The organism is Chitinophaga ginsengisoli (assembly GCF_003014595.1).
Taxonomy (GTDB): domain Bacteria; phylum Bacteroidota; class Bacteroidia; order Chitinophagales; family Chitinophagaceae; genus Chitinophaga; species Chitinophaga ginsengisoli.
The window spans coordinates 470,066-489,907 of sequence record NZ_PYGK01000006.1; the positions used below are offsets into that span (position 1 = coordinate 470,066).

Here is a 19,842-nt window from a genome sequence, read left to right on the forward strand (position 1 = left end):
TGTAGAATTCAGGCAGGCCGTAAGGTCTGCACGTGTTGTTATCCGGCTGCCCAAAAGGGCTGCCAGGCGGAGCTATTTTGTTTTCAAAAAAATATACTGCATTGTATGATAAAAGAGTTAATCCATACTGTTTTTGAAGATATTGCTGAACAATACCCCACAAAGACTGCTGTGGAAGAAGATAATTGTAATATCACTTATCAGCAGCTGAACAAGCAGGCAAACAGAATTGCACATCTGATATTATCCCTCAATATCAGCAGCGGCACTCATGTTGCAGTGATATTGCCTTCCGGTGTACACCTGGTAAGCACCTTGTTAGGCTGCCTGAAGGCCGGCGTTGTTTATTTACCCTTATCCCGCAATACCGGAGCACCTGCTCATCATATTTTTCATCAGACCAATCCAGGCTTCATCATAACTGAAAGCGATCATCTGCCTGCGCTGGAGTCAATGCTTTCCACTCTAAGTGGAACAATGCCTCCACTGCTTGTATTTCCTTCCTCCATGCACGGACTGCTGAAAGGTTTGGATCTGCAGGATATGGGCATCATAAGTGCTGTAGAAGAACCAGCTATGTTGTGGGAATGGGACAATGGTAAATACCTGCGCACAGATATATCACTGGATGACCAGCAGTTTACAGATCCGGGCCTGGCTATCGACAAGCAGTCCGACGCTTACATATTTTTTACATCTGGTTCTACCGGCATCAGTAAAGGCATTATTGGTTCGTACAAGAGCCTTGCGCATTATATACACTGGCATCGCGGCGCTTTTAACGTGAACGAAAATACACGTATCAGTCAGCTGGCGCCTGTAACTTTTGATGCTTCTCTGAAGGATATCCTGGTAGCAATTACTGCGGGTGCAACACTACATGTGCCTGCCACAGGTTTGAAGGAACAGAGCGATCTGCTGGCTACCTGGTTACATGAGAAAGATATTACGCTACTGCAAACAGTACCATCTATTTTCAGGCTTATTACAAAATCGCTGAAAGAGAATGGCCGTGATCTTCCATCATTGGAACAGGTCGTACTGGCAGGAGAAAAACTATATGGAAAAGATGTGCTGAACTGGCGCCAGGTGAATGGCGAAAAGACACGCCTGACCAATATGTATGGCCTCACAGAGACCACAATATTGAAAAGCTGTTATCATATTCAATCATGGAACTGGGATCCCGGAGAGACGATCCCGGTGGGTACGCCTATCAGTAATAGTATGATAGCTGTAGTAAATCAGGATCAGATATGTGCGCCGGGTGAAATCGGAGATATTTATATCAAGAGCCCTTTCATGACAAAGGGATACCTGGATACTTCGCTGAACAGCCGGTTATTTGTGCAGAACCCATTGGTGAGCGACAGACAAGACATTGTTTGTTACACAGGAGATATCGGCCGCTACAGAGAAGACGGCAATCTCGAACTGCTGGGAAGAAGAGATGAACAGATAAAATTGCATGGGGTAAGGGTTGAACTGGACGCAGTAAAAGCCGTTGCATTAAAGCAGGAGGGCATCGAACAGGTAGAGTTATTACTACACACTAACGATGAATTCCAACAAGAACTGATCTGTTACTATAGTGGCAAACAGTATGAACCAGCAGCGCTGAGAGCATTGCTGGAAGTGACGCTCCCGAAAGAGTATCTACCCGCTTATTATATATGGCTCGCTGCTTTTCCCCTGAATATAAATGGCAAGGTAGACAGAAAGAAACTGCCTCGCCCCTGGGAATTGCTGGAAGATGATAACTATGAAGCGCCTTTACCAGGAGTGGAAACACAGTTATTGAAGATATGGCAGCGTATACTGGGAAATGAGAAGATCAGCAGACATGCATCTTTTTTTGTTTCAGGAGGATCGTCATTGAAGGCAATACAGCTGGTCTCCCGTATTTACCGGGAAATGGAAGTGCAGCTGTCTATTGCAGATGTTTTTAATGCAACATCTATTGCTGCACAGGCAGAACTGATCTATGCGACAGGTAAGCATTTACAGCCTCTTATCACACCGGTGGCGCAACAGTCGCATTATGGCTTGTCCCACGGACAAAGAAGATTGTGGGTATTGGAACAGCTGCATGATAAACTCGTCGCATATTCCAGACCTGATGCCTATCGCTTACAAGGAAAGATAAATGTAGAGGCACTGGAACAGGCATTCATAGCCGTGATAAAACGACATGAGAGTCTGCGCACAGGGTTCATCGCTGTAGATGGAGAACCCAGGCAGGTAATTATTCCTGCGGATGCCGTGAAATGGAATATTGCCTATACTGATCTCCGAGCTATTGCAGAACAGGAGCAACAACTGGACGAAATATTAAGCGGAGAAACACAGGTACATTTTAACCTGTCGGCGGCGCCGTTGATTAGAGTAAGTGTAGTGCAACTCGCAGAAGAGGAATACGTACTGATACATGCACTACATCATATCATCTCTGATGAATGGTCCATGCAGGTGCTGATCCGTGAAGTACTAAGCGTTTATAATGATCCTGCATTGGTATTGCCGGAGCTGACGTTCCAGTATAAGGACTATGCCGCCTGGCAGGCTACGCAATTGAGCGGAGCAAATCTGAAGAAGCATGCAGATTACTGGCTGTCTCAATTGCAGGGAGAATTGCCCGTGTTGGAGCTACCGACAGACTACGAACGTCCTGCAGTAAAGAGTTATAAAGGCGCACAGGTAGCGGTGTCCTTGCCTGCAGCGTTAACAAGCCGTTTAAAGGCATTGGCAGAAGGAGAAGGCGGAACCCTGTTCATGGGACTTGTATCGCTGGTAAAGACCTTATTATACCGTTATTCCGGCCAGGATGACATTATCACCGGTATACCGGTTACCGGCAGGAGCGGGGCGGGCCTGGAACAGCAGATAGGCTTTTATCTGAACACATTACCATTGAGAAGTCACATTAATGGAGAACATGGATTTGTGACTTTACTGCAACAGATCAAAGAGCAGGCACTGGCATTATATGCGCATGAAGTGTATCCTTTTGATCTGTTAGTGGATCAACTGCAGTTACAAAGAGACATGAGCCGGTCGCCGGTATTTGATGTGGCGATTATTTACAGAGAAGAGCAGACCACACAGCAGGAGCCTGAGATGCAGGGTGTGCAGGTATCACAGATTGGTATGCCGGTGCACACCAGCCTGTACGATCTCACTTTCTGGTTTTCACATACCGGAGACATAGTAAAACTTATACTGGAATATAATACAGACGTATTTGCAGTGCAGCGTATTACAAACGCATGCGATCATCTGCTACAGCTGTTGGATAGTGTATTGACAGATAGCAATCAGCCGCTGAATAAGATCAGTTATCTTTCTAAGCAGGAATCAGAATGGATACAACAACAACTGACAGGAACACAGCTCTCATATCCTGCTGATAGTACATTGATCGCTTTATTTGAAGAGCAGGTGCGGCAGACGCCAGCGCAGAAAGCATTGGTAATAGGGAATGAGGTCTGGTCATACCATGATCTGAATGTAAGGGCGAACCAATTGGCAAATTATCTGCTACAACAGCATAAGATTGCACCAGGTGACGTGATTGCGCTGAAGACGGATAGAAATGAATGGCTGCTACCGGGCATATTGGGCATTCTGAAAACAGGTGCAGCATACCTGCCGGTAGATCCATCACTGCCGGAAGCGAGAATTGCCTTTATGCTGAAAGACAGTGATACACGCGTTATACTGACTGACCGGCAGGAAGACGAGGAAGACTGCACGACAGTGTACATGCCGGAAGTATTGAAAGCTCCATATACGCTATTGGTGGATAATCCGCCTATAGCAGCCAATGGCGATAGCCTGGCCTATATGATGTATACCTCTGGCTCTACAGGAACTCCTAAGGGAGTACTGGTTCCTAATAAGGCCGTGATCAATCTCCTGTATAGCATGACCGCTATGCTGGAAGTGAAAGACAGTGATAGTCTGCTGGCAGTAACTACTTATTCGTTTGATATTTCTGTACTGGAATTATTCCTGCCACTGCTTAATGGTGCAACAGTGATCCTTGCAGAAAATGAAACGGTAAATAGCCCCTTGCTGTTGCAGGAAATGATCCGTATACAACAGCCAACGATCATGCAGGCAACACCCTCACTATGGAGTTTACTATTTGAGCATGGCTGGAATGGTCATAGTGGTATGAAATTATTATCCGGAGGAGAAGCGCTTGGCCGGACGCTTGCAGGTCAGTTACTGGGTGCAGCGGCAGAAGTATGGAATGTTTACGGTCCCACCGAAACAACCATATGGTCTGCTGCTCACAAGGTAACGACTGCAGATGCTGCTATCCCCCTGGGGAGGCCTGTAGCAAATACAACTATTTACCTGCTGGATGATCAGGGACTGCCAGTACCAGCTGGTGTTCCTGGCAATCTATTGATAGGAGGTGCTGGCTTGTCAGATGGTTACTGGAAGCGCCCCGCACTAACAACAGAAAAGTTTATCAAAGTGCCATTGGTAGCAAATGGCTTATTATATCGCACAGGAGATAAGTGCGCCATCGGATTTGATGGTATGTTATATTTCTCTGGCAGAGAGGATGAGCAGGTGAAAATCAGGGGATATCGTGTAGAAACAGGGGAGATCGCGGAACAGATCAATCAATATAAAGGCATTTTACAGTCTGTAGCAGTATTGAAAACTGTTGATGCTGAACAGCAACTGGTAGCTTATTTCGTTGCATCAGATAAAATAGATATTGCTTCCTTGCGTACTTACCTGGCAACATTCCTACCTGCCTACATGATGCCGGCTGCGTTTGTGCAAATGGAACAACTGCCCGTGAATGCGAATGGTAAAATTGATCGAAAGGCATTGCCATTGCCGGAAATGCATGATGCCCGGGAGTATATAGCACCCGTTACAAAAGAAGAGCGTACCATAGCCGCTATATGGCAGGAAATATTAGGTGTGGATACGCTGAGTGTGACAGATAACTTCTTTCACCTTGGAGGCCATTCCTTAAAAGCGATACAGGTAATTGCGAGAATATACAGAGATCTTCAGATCAGAGTTGGGTTAAAGGACTTGTTCCACTATCCTGTATTGAGTGCATTTGCCGCAGTAGTGAGGAATGCAGATCATAGTAGCTATGCACATATTCCGGAGGTACTGCCGCAGGAATACTATCCGCTGTCGCATGCACAAAGGAGGTTATGGTTGTTACATCAACTGGAAGGGAATGCAGTCTTATACAATCTGCCAATGAGTTATTACTTCAATGGCGTGTTGAATGAAGCTGCGTTGAACGATGCTTTTAGCGCATTACTGGCAAGACATGAGAGCCTGCGTACCCGCTTTGTAATGAGAGACGATAATCCGGTACAGGAAATCATCTCCGTAGAACATCTCGCATTTAGAATCGTCAGAGAGGATCTTCGCGAAGAAGAAGATGTTCGGAAGGCCGCTGAGGCAAGAGCCCTGGAACTGGCATTGCTGCCATTTGAATTGTCTGACGCCCCGTTACTGCGCGTGCATTTATTGCAGACAGCAGATCAGGAGTGTTTATTCTTTTTGTGCATACATCACATCATCGCAGACGAATGGTCTATCCGCTTGCTGATACGCGAACTGTTGTATTACTATAACAGTTTTCAGCATGAAAATATTACACCATTACCTGCACTGCGGATACATTATAAAGACTATGCGTCATGGCAGCTGGAGGCGCTGAATGATGCGCAGCTGACGCTACATCGGCAATATTGGAAGGAACAGCTGAGCGGTCCATTACCTAAGCTTGAATTGCCATCAGACAGGTTAAGGCCGGTTGTACAGCATTACAGCGGCGGACAAATAATCTATCATTTCAATCAGGAAGGAACTGCTGGCCTGGACGGCTTATGCAGGCAGGAACAGGCCACCCGATTCATACTACTTACAACGCTGGTGAAGACCCTGTTATTCAGGTACAGCGGACAGGAAGATATTATTGTTGGTACGCCGGTAGCCGGCAGGGAGCATACAGACCTGGAAAACCAGATCGGTTATTACCTGAACATCCTGCCTTTGCGCTCTTATCCGGGAGGCAGAACGACCTTCCGTCAGTATCTGCGGGAGCTAAGGGAAACAGCCTTTAATGCGTATACTCATCAGGCATACCCCTTTGATATGCTGGTAGATGAGCTGGGACTGAAACGGGATATCAGCCGCGCTCCGTTGTTTGACATTGTGATCACATTGGAGAATGCTGCTGAAGACCTGTATCCTGAAATGAATGATATTGAGATCAGTGAAGTAGTACTACACCCTGAACTAAGTAAGGTGGATTTGCATTTTATATTCAGGGAAACCAGTGAAGGGCTTTATCTGAAGCTGGAATACAGCCGTGAGTTGTATGACGAAGACCGTATGCTGCGCATGATGCAGCACCTGGAAAGCCTGATGATAGCCGTTGCCAGAGACCCTGAAACGGAACTGGCGAAGTTGAACATCCTGCCAGAAGCAGAGCGTGCACAGATATTGTCCATATTCAACAATACAACCTTTGACTACCCCAGGAACATTACCCTGGTGGATCTTTTTGAAGCAAAGGTAAAACAGTCGCCGGATGCCGTAGCGCTTATGTCAGGAGATAAATCAATGACATACGCAGTACTGAACGAGAAGGCTAATCGCCTTGCAAAAGTATTACGCCATCAGCATGGCATTGAGTCCGGAACGCCTGTGGGGGTGATGGCTGGCCAACAGGAGTGGCTGGTGATTGCTATTCTTGGTGTACTGAAGGCAGGAGGCGCCTACGTGCCGATCGACGTATCTTACCCTGCAGAAAGGATCAGTTACATTATAGAAGATACTTCATTGCCACTGCTGATTACAATATCAGACTACCTGCTGGATGTAACCTATTTTACAGGACAGTTACTGGTAGCTGATATTGAGATACCTGAATTGCCGGTAAGTGAAGGGGATCTGCCGGCAGTTTCCGGCCCATCAGATCTGGCTTACATTATATATACCTCCGGCTCAACTGGTAAGCCCAAAGGTGTGATGGTCAAACATGCTGGTGTGGTAAACATGGTGCAGAACGAGCTGTCTGTTTTCGGTACCACCACAACAGACAGGGTATTACAGTTTGCCTCTCCTTCTTTTGATGCTTCCGTAGCAGAGATATTTATGGCCTTTGCGGCTGGTGCTACATTAGTGCTGATCCCTGCTGCATTAGGCAGGGACGCCACCAGGGTGACGGAATACATGGAAGCTGCCGGAGTAACTGTAGTTATCTTACCGGTTTCTTATCTGACAGCATTGGATATTACAAAGCTGCATTTCCTACGGAAGGTCATTACTGCAGGCGATGTCGCACATGTGCCTACGGCAGTTGCCTGTGCCGCCTTCGCTGATTATTATAATTGTTATGGACCGACAGAAGCTACTGTATGGGCAAGCTCTTATCAGGTAACAGCTGCAGACGCAGGACAAGGCAGACTGCCGATTGGGAAACCTGTGCATAATGTACGGATGTATATACTCGACGAATTACAGCAGTTATTACCTGTAGGTATCAGTGGTGAGATATGTATTGGAGGTGCTGGCGTAGCCGCAGGATATTACAATAACGAAATACTATCAACAGCGAAATTTATTAAAGATCCTTACGGCGCGGGATTCCTATATAGAACAGGAGATACGGGGCGCTGGTTAGCCGATGGTAATATCGATTTCACAGGCAGACTGGACGACCAGGTAAAGATCAGAGGCTACCGCATTGAGACAGGAGAAGTAGAACAGGCATTGTTATCTTATCCCGGCGTTAGTGCTGCGGTAGTAAAAGCCTTTGGCAGTGATGCCGATAAATACCTGGCAGCATATTATACAGCAACAGGTAATATAGCAGGTGCCAGTCTACGCACTCATCTCCAACAATTCTTACCCGAATACATGCTGCCATCCTACTTTGTTCAGGTCGAACAGTTCAGGATGAATAACAGCGGTAAAATTGACCGTAAAGCACTGAAGGCACCACAGGCCGATAGTCAGGTAGCAGTGGAAAAACCTGTCACCGCAACTGAAGCCGTACTGTTGGAAATATGGAAAGAGATATTGGGCAATGAGCAGCTAGGCACAAAGCATCACTTCTTTGACGCAGGTGGACATTCCCTGAAGGGGATACAGGTAGTAACCCGGGTGTACAAGCAGCTGGGCATCAGAATTGAATTGAAAGACCTTTTCCTGTATCCGGTATTGTCTGATCTGGCAGCAGAGATTGACAGGACACAGGCTGGTAGTTATACACCGATCAGCACAGTGGCGGCGCAGACGCATTATAAGTTGTCGCATGCACAGCGCAGGCTGTGGGTACTGGACCAGTTTGAACCGGAAGGTTCCATCGCTTACAACCTGCCGGTAGCATACCGGCTGGAAGGTAAGCTGGACCTGAATGCATTGGCGACAGCATTCCATACTTTGATTGAGCGTCATGAAAGCCTGAGAACAGTCTTTGAGGTGGTAGAAGGTGTGCCTATGCAGCGCATACAGACAGTGGCAGAAAGCGGCTTTGAACTACAGCTGGAAGATCTTCGTGGCAATCTACAGGCGGAAGAACAGGCCAGGGATAAAGCAATGCAGCTGGCACTTGAACCATTTGATCTGAAGAATGGCCCCCTGCTGAAAGCAAAGTTGATGCAGACCGCAGATGAGGTATTCCTGTTTGTGTTATCCATGCATCATATCATTTCAGATGAACGCTCCTTACGTGTTATACTCGAAGAACTGATCGCAGTATATAATTCGACGCTTACAGGTACATCATTCAGTTTACCCGTATTAAAAGGACAGTATAAAGACTATGCGGCATGGCAGGAAATGGAGTTGTCAGGCGAAAGAGTACAACAACACCGTACTTACTGGTTGAACCGCTTTGAAGGAGACATACCTGTACTGGACTTGCCTGCTGATCATCCAAGGCCTCCTGTACAGACTTATAACGGTGGACAGGTGTACATCAAACTGCCGGAAGCATTAAGCAATGGTCTGAAAAAACTCGCTTCTTCAGAAGGCGCTTCACTGTTTATGGGATTGGTCACATTGGTGAAGGCATTATTATACCGTTATACAGGACAGGAAGACATCATTATCGGATCACCGGCAGCGGGAAGAGAACATCCTGACCTGGAACACCAGATAGGATTTTTCATTAACACGTTGGTATTGCGGTCCCGGTTTGATGGAAAAGAAAGCTTCCGCAGGCTATTACAACAGGTAAAACAAACCGCTCTTGAAGCATATTCACACCAGGTATACCCATTTGATACGCTGGTAGATGAGCTGGACCTGGAACGTGATATGAGTAGGGCGCCGCTGTTTGATGTGGTGGTGGTGCTGGATAATACCAGTGAGCAACCATTACCCGCCATGCCTGGTCTAAACGTTGAAGATGCGCTGGTACAGTTACCGGTGAGCAAGATCGACCTGCGTTTCTTCTTTACAGATACCGCTTCCGGTATCGGGTTAACGCTTGAGTATAATTCTGACCTGTACAACCGCGATCGTATACAACGGATGACCAGCCACCTGGAACAGTTATTAATAGGGGTATTGGCGTCTCCCGAAAAGAGCCTTCAGACATTTGAGATCTTATCTGATGTGGAGCAGGAACTGCTGACATCATTTAATCATACAACAGTCGTTTTTCCTGCCAAGGATACATTGGTGGCCCTTTTCGAAGAGCAGGTAAGACTTCATCCGGATGCCATTGCACTGGAAGGACCCGGGTGGAATTGCAGTTACCATACATTGAATGAGCGTGCGAATCAGTTAGCAAGACTGTTGCTCGATACACACCAGGTAAAGAAAGGAGACATTGCAGCCATTATGCCCGGCCGGAATGAATGGCAGATCATTGGGTTATTAGGCGCATTAAAAGCGGGACTGGCTTATCTGCCAATAGATAGCAAACTTCCGAAAGACCGTATCCGGTTCATGCTGGAAGATGCCGGTGCAAAAATATTACTGACGGAATCTGCATTCATGTTTGATATTGACTATTTCAGCGGATCGCTGGTAGTGATGGATATCGAACTATATAATGCAGACCTGCCGGTTGAAAACCCCGAAACAGAAACAGGTGCCAACGACCTGGCGTATGTTATTTATACTTCAGGATCTACCGGGCAACCGAAAGGGGTAAAGATCAATCATAGTAGTGCTGTAAATATGGTATTTAATCAGCAGCACGTCTTATCTGTGAGCAGAGAAGATAAAGTGTTGTTGTTCTCTTCCTTTTCTTTTGATGGTGCGGTTTTCGAAACCTTTATGGCTATATGTAGCGGTGGTGTATTGGTAATACCGGAAGAGGATACTTTGAAGAATGCGGAAAAGCTATTGGACTATATAACAGCGACTGGTGTCACCGCAGCTGTATTCCCGTCTGCTTTCGCCGCTATGTTGCCACCGGAACGGCTGGCTGTATTGCGCTTTATGATTACCGCAGGAGATGTGGCGCCGGTGGAAACATTATTAAAAGCCAGCGCATATACCACTTGTTATAATGGGTATGGACCTACCGAAAATACTGTATGTACCACTTTATATAAAGTCAGTAAAACTGACAGGGGCAGACGTTCCCTGCCTATTGGCCGGCCGGTAGGTAATGTACAGGTGTATGTGTTGAATGCCGCAGCTGCGATCCAGCCTGTAGGAATAGATGGAGAACTGTGCATCGCAGGCGTGGGCCTGTCGGCAGGATACCTTGATCGCCAGGCGCTGACAGCAGATAAGTTTATCGCGAATCCATTTGGAACTGGTTTACTATACAGAACAGGAGATAAGGGGCGCTGGCTGCCGGATGGTAACCTGCAGTTCAGCGGTCGTATAGATAACCAGGTCAAGATCCGCGGTTTCAGGATAGAGAAAGATGAGATAGCGCAGGCATTGTCCCTTTTTCCGGGCATTGACGGCGTTGCTGTCGTTGTGAGGCAACTGGCCGGCGACAAGTACCTGGTGGCCTATTATGCGGCTGAAAATGCGATTGACGGGCTTTTATTGAGACAGTTCCTGGGAAGAAGTTTGCCGGAATATATGATACCCTCCAGGTTCATACACCTGGCAGCCTTACCCTTGAACAACAGTGGTAAGATCAGTTACCGGCACTTACCGGTTCCGGTAGATCAGCCGGTAGCTGCCGAAGAAACAGGAGGAACCGTAACAGAACAGCGCCTGCTGGCTATCTGGAAAGACATATTACAGCGGGGAGATATCGGGTTCTCCAGCGATTTCTTTTTATCCGGCGGTCATTCATTGAAAGCCATCCAGCTGATCACAAGGATATACCGTGATTTCAGTATACAGTTATCCATAGGGGATATTTTCGGAAACACCGTACTGGCAAGTTTGGCGGCACTGATTGATCAAACGCAGCAACAACAGTTCAGAGAGATCCCCGTAGCACCCGAAGCTGCATACTATCCGCTGTCACATGCGCAGCAACGTTTATGGCTGCAGGCATTGCGCCTGAAGGATGTACAGGCCTTCAATGGAATAGAGGTTTACCGCATCACCGGACACCTGAGACGGGATGTACTGGAAGCTGCATTCGCCGGGGTAGTGGAAAGACATGAAAGTCTGCGGACGGTATTTGTCACCCGCGAGGGAACACCGATGCAGCAGGTAGTGGCGGCTGACTTCCGTATAACGTATGAAGATCTGCAGGGTATACAGCAACAGGAAGAAGTAATAATAACACATATCCGGCAGGCAGGCGAATGGAAATTTTCACTGGACCATGGACCGCTGATACGCGTATTGTTGTTGCAGACAGGGACAGAAGAGCATGTATTGCTATTGACATTACATCATATCATTGCTGATGAATGGTCTATGCAGGTGTTAATAAAAGATCTGCTGATCAGTTATAATGCAGGCGTAAAAGGAGCGGTTAATCCGCTGAAGCCTTTGCGTATTCAGTACAAAGACTATACACTATGGCAGGCGCAGGAGCTAAGTAATGAGCGCCTGACTGATCATGAGCAATACTGGTTGAAACAGTTGGGGGGGACCTTACCACAGCTGACCTTACCGGCAGACAGGCCAAGGCCGGCAGCACCTTCATTCAGTGGAGAACAGCTCACATTCCGTTTTTCTGAAGAAAGCAGTGCCTTGCTAAGGCAATATGTAAAGGCAAATCATGCCACACTGTTCATGGGATTATTGTCATTGGTGAAGGCGCTGTTATATCGTTACAGCGGGGAACGTGATATTATTATCGGAACGCCGGTAGCGGGTAGGGACCATGCTGACCTGGAAGACCAGATCGGCTATTACCTTAACACGTTGGCCCTACGTACCCATGTAGATGGTAATGCGGGATTTTATGCGTTATTGCAACAGGTGAAACAAACGGCGACAGATGCATTTGAACACCAGGTATATCCTTTTGACAGATTGGTGGAAATGTTGGGTGCAGGAGAAGATGTAAGCCGGAATCCTGTTTTTGATGTGGTGATGATATTGCAGAACATCCGCCTGGAACCACTGGCTTCATTGGAAATGGAAGGTGTAGAGATTCTACCCTTACCCGGAGAACTGAAAACAAGTAAAGGTGATCTGCGATTCCTCTTTGCTGAGGAAGAAGGCTATATCAGTGGAAATATTGAGTATAGTACAGACCTGTTTAACAGGGAACGTATAGAACAGATCATTAAAGACCTGCAGGCATTGTTGATATTGGTACTGCAGTCACCGGAAGCGCCTGTTTCCTCCTTGGCTTACAGGGAGGATGCATCGTGGCAAGTAGCCTCATTCAACGCCGCTATAATAGCGCCTGTATATCCGTTTCTGACAGACGTTATCACTGCACAGGCATTACAACAGCGGAATAAAACAGCCATCAAAGATGGGGAGGATGCTATCAGTTATGAAGAACTGACAGCACGTTATACGATGCTGGCTGCTCACCTGGAACAGCGCACACCTGTACAATCAACAGTGGCCGTTGCATTGAAAGCAGGCATAACACAGGTAAGTAGCTTGCTGGCGTGTTTTAAAGCCGGTATGATATATCTGCCAATGGATGCCGGCATGCCTGTACAACAGTTGATCTATATACTGAAAGAGGCTACACCTGCTATATTGATTACTGACAGAGAGCAGGTGTCTGCCTGGGAAACAATATTACAGCAGAGTGGCCATACGGCTGAGATACTGGTGCCGGCAGAGTTAGAGGCTACAAATACAGTGGCATCAGCACAGGTCACCAGCAATATGTCCGCTTATATATACTATACTTCAGGTTCCACCGGAATGCCGAAGGGGATTGTAGGAAGTCAGGGCAGTATCAGTCATTATGCACATTGGCATGCAGCCGCTTTTAATATCGGGGTGAATGACAATATCAGTCAGCTGGCGCCGGTCACATTTGATGCTTCACTGAAAGATATTTTCCCTGCATTGATGACAGGGGCCACCTTACATATACCATCACCGGCTATCCGTCCACAGATGGACCTGCTGGCTGCATGGCTGTCTGATAACAATATCACTATACTGCAAACCGTACCATCATTGTTCCGGTTGATCACTGCCAGTCTGCAGAAGCCATTGCCAGCTATCCGGCAGGTGGTGCTGGCAGGAGAAAGGCTGTATGGCAGAGATGTGATTAACTGGAGAACAATACACGGTGCAACTGCCAGCATCTCTAATCTGTACGGCTTAACAGAAACCACCGTCTTAAAGACCTGCTATCATATACCGGAAACTGAAATCACTCCGGGAGCAGTCATTCCTGTAGGATATCCTATCACGCATACCGCCATAGCTGTGCTGAATAATAATCACTATTGCCAGGAAGGGGAAATCGGGGAAGTGTATATCAGTAGCCCGTTCGTGACCAAAGGCTATTTATCACCTGTGCATAAAGACATCTTTGTAACACACCCATTTGTAGAAAACGTGCAGGTAGTGCGTACCGGCGACCTGGGACGTTATCTGCCAGGAGGTCTCCTGGAACTGTTGGGCAGGAAGGATGAACAGGTGAAGTTACATGGCGTCAGGGTTGAAACAGCTGGCGTGCGCTCGGCTATTCTGGAGCAGGAGGGTATTACACAGACAGAACTGGTATTGCACGAAGAACAGGAACTGATCTGTTATTATACAGGCCGGCATTACGAGGCAGAAGAATTGAGAAAGGCATTGGCAACAATACTGCCGCAAAGCCATCTTCCGTCAGCTTACATCTGGCTGGAAGTATTCCCGATGAATATTAATGGCAAGGTAGATCGCAAGCGCTTACCACGTCCTGAGTTGGTATTGGCCAGCCGTCAGCGGGAGTTACCACATGCCGGTATAGAACGGCTGGTAGCAGATATCTGGGAGCAGATACTGGGTACTACAGATGTTGGCAGAGCGGAGTCTTTCTTTACAATGGGTGGATCTTCCCTGAAGGCCATACAATTACTATCACGCATTTATAAGATGTGTGAAGTACAGCTGAGTATTGCAGATGTATTTGAATATCCCACAGTAGCAGGACAGGCAAGGCTGATACTGGGCGCATTGAAGACGGCTTACCTGGCCATTCCACATGTAGCAGAAGCAGCAGATTATGCGCTTTCTTATGCCCAACAGCGTTTGTGGGTACTGGAAGAACAAATGGAGGGACAAGCCACGTTCAACATCTTCATGAGTTATCTCCTTGAAGGCTCAGTACATCGGGCACTACTGCAGCAGGCATTTACCACACTGGTACTACGACATGAGAGTTTAAGAACAGTATTTGTGCTGAACAATGGTGTACCAAGACAAAAGATATTAACGCAGGCCAACATCAGCATACAATATGAGGACCTTAGGGCGGCAACGGATAAAGAAGAGATAGTAGAGGAATACAAAAAGCAGGTGGCCTTGTCACCATTCGATCTCCGTGAAGGCCCATTGATGCGTGTTGTGCTACTCCATTGTGATGAAGAAGAGTATGTACTCTTATTCGCCATCCATCATATTGTAGCAGATGAGTGGTCATTGCAGATATTGGTAAGAGAAGTACTAAACCTATATAACAACTACGTAGCAAGTACAGAGGTAGTGTTGCCATCCTTACCGCTGCAATACAAGGATTATGCACATTGGCAGTCAGCAGCCATGGAGAGTGTTCGCTTAAAGGCACAGCGCAGTTACTGGCTGGCAAAACTGGGTGGAACATTGCCGGTGCTGGAACTACCGGTAGACAGACCAAGACCGGCAGTTCAGACTTATAACGGGCAACAGTACCTCTTTGAATGGAGCCCCGAGATCAGCAACAGCTGGCGTTCGTTCCTGGAAGCGCAACATGTAACGATGTTTATGGGGCTATTATCACTGGTGAAGTTGTTGTTATTCCGTTACAGTGGTCAGCAGGATATCATCGTAGGAACGCCTGTAGCAGGCCGTGATCATCCGGACCTTGAAGGACAGATCGGCTACTATCTGAATACACTGGCCTTAAGAAGCAACATCAACGGAGAAAGCGGATTCAATACACTGTTATCTGCTGTGAAACAAACTTCGCTGGAAGCATTCGATAACCAGCTGTATCCTTTTGACAGGCTGGTAGAAGAGTTGGGCGTCAATAGAGATCTTAGCCGTTCACCATTATTTGATGTGGTATTGATATTACAGAACGTACAGGTGGAAGCTATCGCATTGCCGGAAATGGCTAATGTACTGATTACGCCTGCTGCAATGGATCCCGGTATCAGCAAGGGCGATCTGCGTTTCCAGTTTGAAGATCAGGGTACACATATCAACGGCAGTATAGAATACAACACAGATATCTATGACAGGGCACGCATTACACGTATGTTACTCCATCTGCAGCAGCTAATGGTAGCTGTAATGGCACAGCCGGAACTGCCCTTAACCACCCTCAATTATCTGACAGAAGAGGAGCGCGAAGAAGAACGCCTCCAGTCTGATATGTTCAGCGCTACTATAGACAAAGGTTTTTAACCATTATAAAATCATCATCCATGAGTTTAAATATAATTGGCATCTCCGCCTTTTACCATGATTCAGCCTGTTGTATACTCCAGGACGGCGTATTGAAAGCCGCCGTGCAGGAAGAAAGATTCAGCAGAAAAAAGAATGATCCCGATCTGCCAAAGGCTGCCTTTAACTATTGCCTGAAAGAAGCAGGCATCACTATTTCTGATATTGATTGCATCGCCTATTATGAAGATCCTGTAAAGAAATTGTCCAGGCAGTTATGGAGTGGTAGCAGATTTGTTACTGCGGATAGTATACGTAATACAGATCATGCAGCAGTAGAACGGCAGATCAGGGAACAGTTTGGTTATGACGGGCCTGTCAGGTTCTACGAACATCATCAGTCACATGCAGCCAGTAGTTATTATTATTCCGGTTACGACCATGCTGCTATTCTCACGGTGGATGGCGTGGGAGAGTGGGCTACCACTACCTATGGCATGGGTAAAGGTGCGAAGCTGGAACTGTTCGAAGAAGTATCCTTCCCGGATTCACTGGGATTATTATACAGTACTATTACCAGCTACCTCGGTTTCAGCGTAAACAGTGGAGAGTATAAGGTAATGGGACTTGCGCCTTATGGCAAGCCTTTATATGTTGACAAAATAAGACAGCTTATCAGGAGCGGTGAGGCCGGTCAGTATGAGCTGAACATGGAATACTTTGATTTCCTGAAAGGAGAGAAGATGTACAGTGAGGCCTTACCTGTATTATTCGGGTTGGCGCCGAGAAAGAAGGAGACAGCAATACTGCCGGTGCATGAAGATATTGCTGTCAGTTTACAGGTAGTGCTGGAAGAGATCCTGATAGAGAAAGCGCGTTATCTGCATGAAAGAACAGGCGCGGAAAATCTTTGTATGGCCGGCGGTGTAGCATTGAACTGTGTGGCGAATGGAAAGATCCTGAAGAGTAGTCCTTTTAAGCAACTTTTTGTGCAACCCGCTGCGGGAGATGCCGGATGTGCATTAGGGGCAGCAGCATTGGCGCATACTGATCTATCAGGAGAGGCAATGACCAGTCAGTTGGAACATGTTTACCTGGGGCCTTCTTATGGTTCGACAGATATCAAGAAACTGTTAAGTGCTACGTCTCTGCGCTATACACAACAAAAGGATGATGAGGAACTCGTGAAGCAGGTAGCACAGCGCCTGGCAGAAGGTAAAGTGATAGGCTGGTTCCACGGTAGAATGGAGTTTGGTCCGCGGTCACTGGGGGCACGTTCCATACTAGCTGATCCGAGAGGGGCCGATATGCGTGACCGCATCAATGCAATGGTAAAGAAGCGTGAAGCTTTCCGCCCCTTTGCACCTGCTGTACTGGAATCGGCAACAGGCGAACATTTTGACATAGATCATCCATCCCCCTTTATGCTGGAAACCTGCCAGGTGATCTCGTCTTTTGACCTGCCTGCTATTACCCACGTTGATGGTTCTGCCAGGGTGCAGACAGTAAGCGAAAAGACCAATCCACGGTTTGCTGCATTGCTGAAGGCTTTCGCTGATTTAACAGGATGTCCTATCCTGCTGAATACCTCCTTCAATGTAAGAGATGAACCTATAGTATGTAACCCGGAGGAAGCATTGATCTGTTTTGTTACCACGGATATAGACTGCCTGATACTGGAAGATTTTATCATTGACAATGAAAACAATGATACCAGCATATTGGAGATGATCAACCAGAATCTGCTGGAGCGTCCTTCATTCGAACTGAATCCTAATGTCTACACTTTTATCTGATCTTAATAAAAAAAAGGAGTATGTCTGTACGACCATCATCAACATTAAGAGAGAAAGCAGACGCCCTTGCTTTGTTATTAAGCAGCGGGCAGTCGTCCACTATAGAGGTAAATACCTTGTTCGAAGAATTGGGTATTACCAATGAACAGATGGCAGATACATCACTGTCAGTATCCGACGCAACCGGGCATATCGGTATTTACAAACCAGAGGAAGTAGATGGCGAAATTGTGTATAGCCGGGATATATCCAGGAAAGCACGCTGGACATACTTTGCGGATATTCCTGTGATCCCTGCCAAAGGGACGCGGAAGAGAGTTGTTTTACTGGGAGAATCTGTAGCCCGTGGATTTTTACTGGACCCTGGTTTTACGCCAGCACAGGTGTTAGGCACTTTACTGAATGGTAATACCGATAAAGATGAATTTGAAGTGATAGATCTGGCAGAGACGAACCTGGGTATGGCCGGCCTGAAAGAGCGTTATCGTGAGGCACTCGATCTGGAACCTGATATGGTATTATTCCTGGCTGGTAATAACTGGCGGGAGGACCTGGTAAATATGATATTGACTGACAAAACATATTTGTCCCGGGTAAGAGAAGCACTGGTGATCAATCAGGATATCAGCAGTGCGAGAACTATACTGGAAGAACTATTTGCTGAACTGGTAGGTTCTTTCCTGGAATATGTACGAACCGTAGGAGGCTCTGCATTGCCTGTAATATTTGCTATTCCGGAATTTAACCTGCTGGATTGCAGAAGTACACCGGGAGAACGTTTTATATCAAGGCTGCCTGATAATGGTATTGCCGGCTGGATAGCAGCCAGAGATCAGGCGGAGCTGGCCTTAAAAGACAATGACGCACAACGCTGTATTGCGCAGGCCACCGGGATGATCGCATTGGACCCCAGTCATCCCTATGGATATGAATTGTTGGCCGATGCACACCTGCTATTACAGGAATATGATAAGGCACGTGTTTACCTGGAAACAGCGAGAGATACCGCCTTGTTCTGTCGCACGAATAGTAAGCCACGCATGTTCAATATAACAAGGCAGACGATCCTGCAGGAAGCTGCAGGGCACAATATAGCCGTGGTGGACATCCCCGAGGTGTTCCGTCAGCATCTGAATGGAAGAATACCGGGTAAGGACCTTTTCCTGGACTATTGTCATTTTACTGCTGAAGGTATACAGATCGCTATGCAGGCAGTAGCCGACAGGATATTCACGCTTTCGGGCAATAAGGCCAGCGGTAAGCTCTCAGCGGCAAGTATCAGGCCCGACCAGGAAGTACATGCCATGGCGCATCTGTTTGCTGCTATTCATAATGCACATTGGGGACAGCAGTATGATATACTGTATCATCATTGTGTAAAGGCGCTGCAGTACTCCAAAGAGATTGCCCGGACAATGATCTACTACTGCGATATGATGAACCGCAGTGCGTCCAATAACCTTTGTAAAACACTCGAAATACTGGTAACAGGGAATACCCGTCTGGACAGATATGTGCATGCCCTGTTACATCCCCGTTCGGGCAAGACCATGGAGATAGATCTGGTGAATGCAATGGTAGCTGCCCTACAAACAGCAGGAGTTAACCTCAGTAAGTATGTGGACGATCTCCGGAACAAGGAGCACGGAGTAGCTGTGCAGGCTGTGAACCTGCTGGAGACATTCTATCATGCTACCTCATACGATGAATACCAGGGCACAAAAGCAGCCTTTTATCAGGCCAGGGATGCACAATCTGTCTTCTTCCTGGTAGCGGCTAAAGACGAGCCGGTATTCTTTGACATTTCATTGCGCGTACCCGGCTTACAGGGTGACGGTAAGATCAGGGTGTTGTTGAACGGCGTACAGGTAAGTGAAGTGGCTGTATCAGGGAAATGGACACGTCATTCATTGACAGTACCAGCAGACATCTGTACAAATGGTATCAATACCGTCACTGTCTGCTGGCCGGTGCCCGAACAGCTGGTAGCCGCAGAACAGCGGGCTACAGCAGATGAGGCCATCCTGGATGCGGCTTTTTATGTATTTGGTGAGATCGTGACATTTACGGCAACCAGCAATACGTCTACTCACTTTGAGCTCAATTAAAC

At 47.0% G+C, this 19,842-nt stretch carries 3 protein-coding genes; all 3 read left to right on the plus strand.

The window, feature by feature from the left end:
• The first annotated feature begins 105 nt into the window (after nt 1-105).
• Genes CLV42_RS17645 through CLV42_RS17655 form a run of 3 tightly spaced genes read left to right on the plus strand, consistent with a single transcriptional unit; the run spans nt 106 to nt 19,840 of the window.
• On the plus strand, nt 106-15,957 hold the full coding sequence (locus tag CLV42_RS17645; RefSeq protein ID WP_106603240.1) for a non-ribosomal peptide synthetase: 15,852 nt from the start codon (nt 106-108) through the stop codon (nt 15,955-15,957).
• A 20-nt stretch (nt 15,958-15,977) separates the two neighbouring features.
• Nucleotides 15,978-17,732 carry a carbamoyltransferase family protein gene (locus CLV42_RS17650; RefSeq protein ID WP_106603241.1) on the plus strand — a complete coding sequence of 585 codons (1,755 nt, stop codon included), beginning with the start codon at nt 15,978-15,980 and terminating at the stop codon, nt 17,730-17,732.
• A gap of 20 nt (nt 17,733-17,752) precedes the next feature.
• Nucleotides 17,753-19,840: an SGNH/GDSL hydrolase family protein gene (locus CLV42_RS17655; RefSeq protein ID WP_106603242.1), complete on the plus strand. Its 2,088-nt coding sequence runs from the start codon at nt 17,753-17,755 to the stop codon at nt 19,838-19,840.
• Nucleotides 19,841-19,842: the final 2 nt, after the last annotated feature.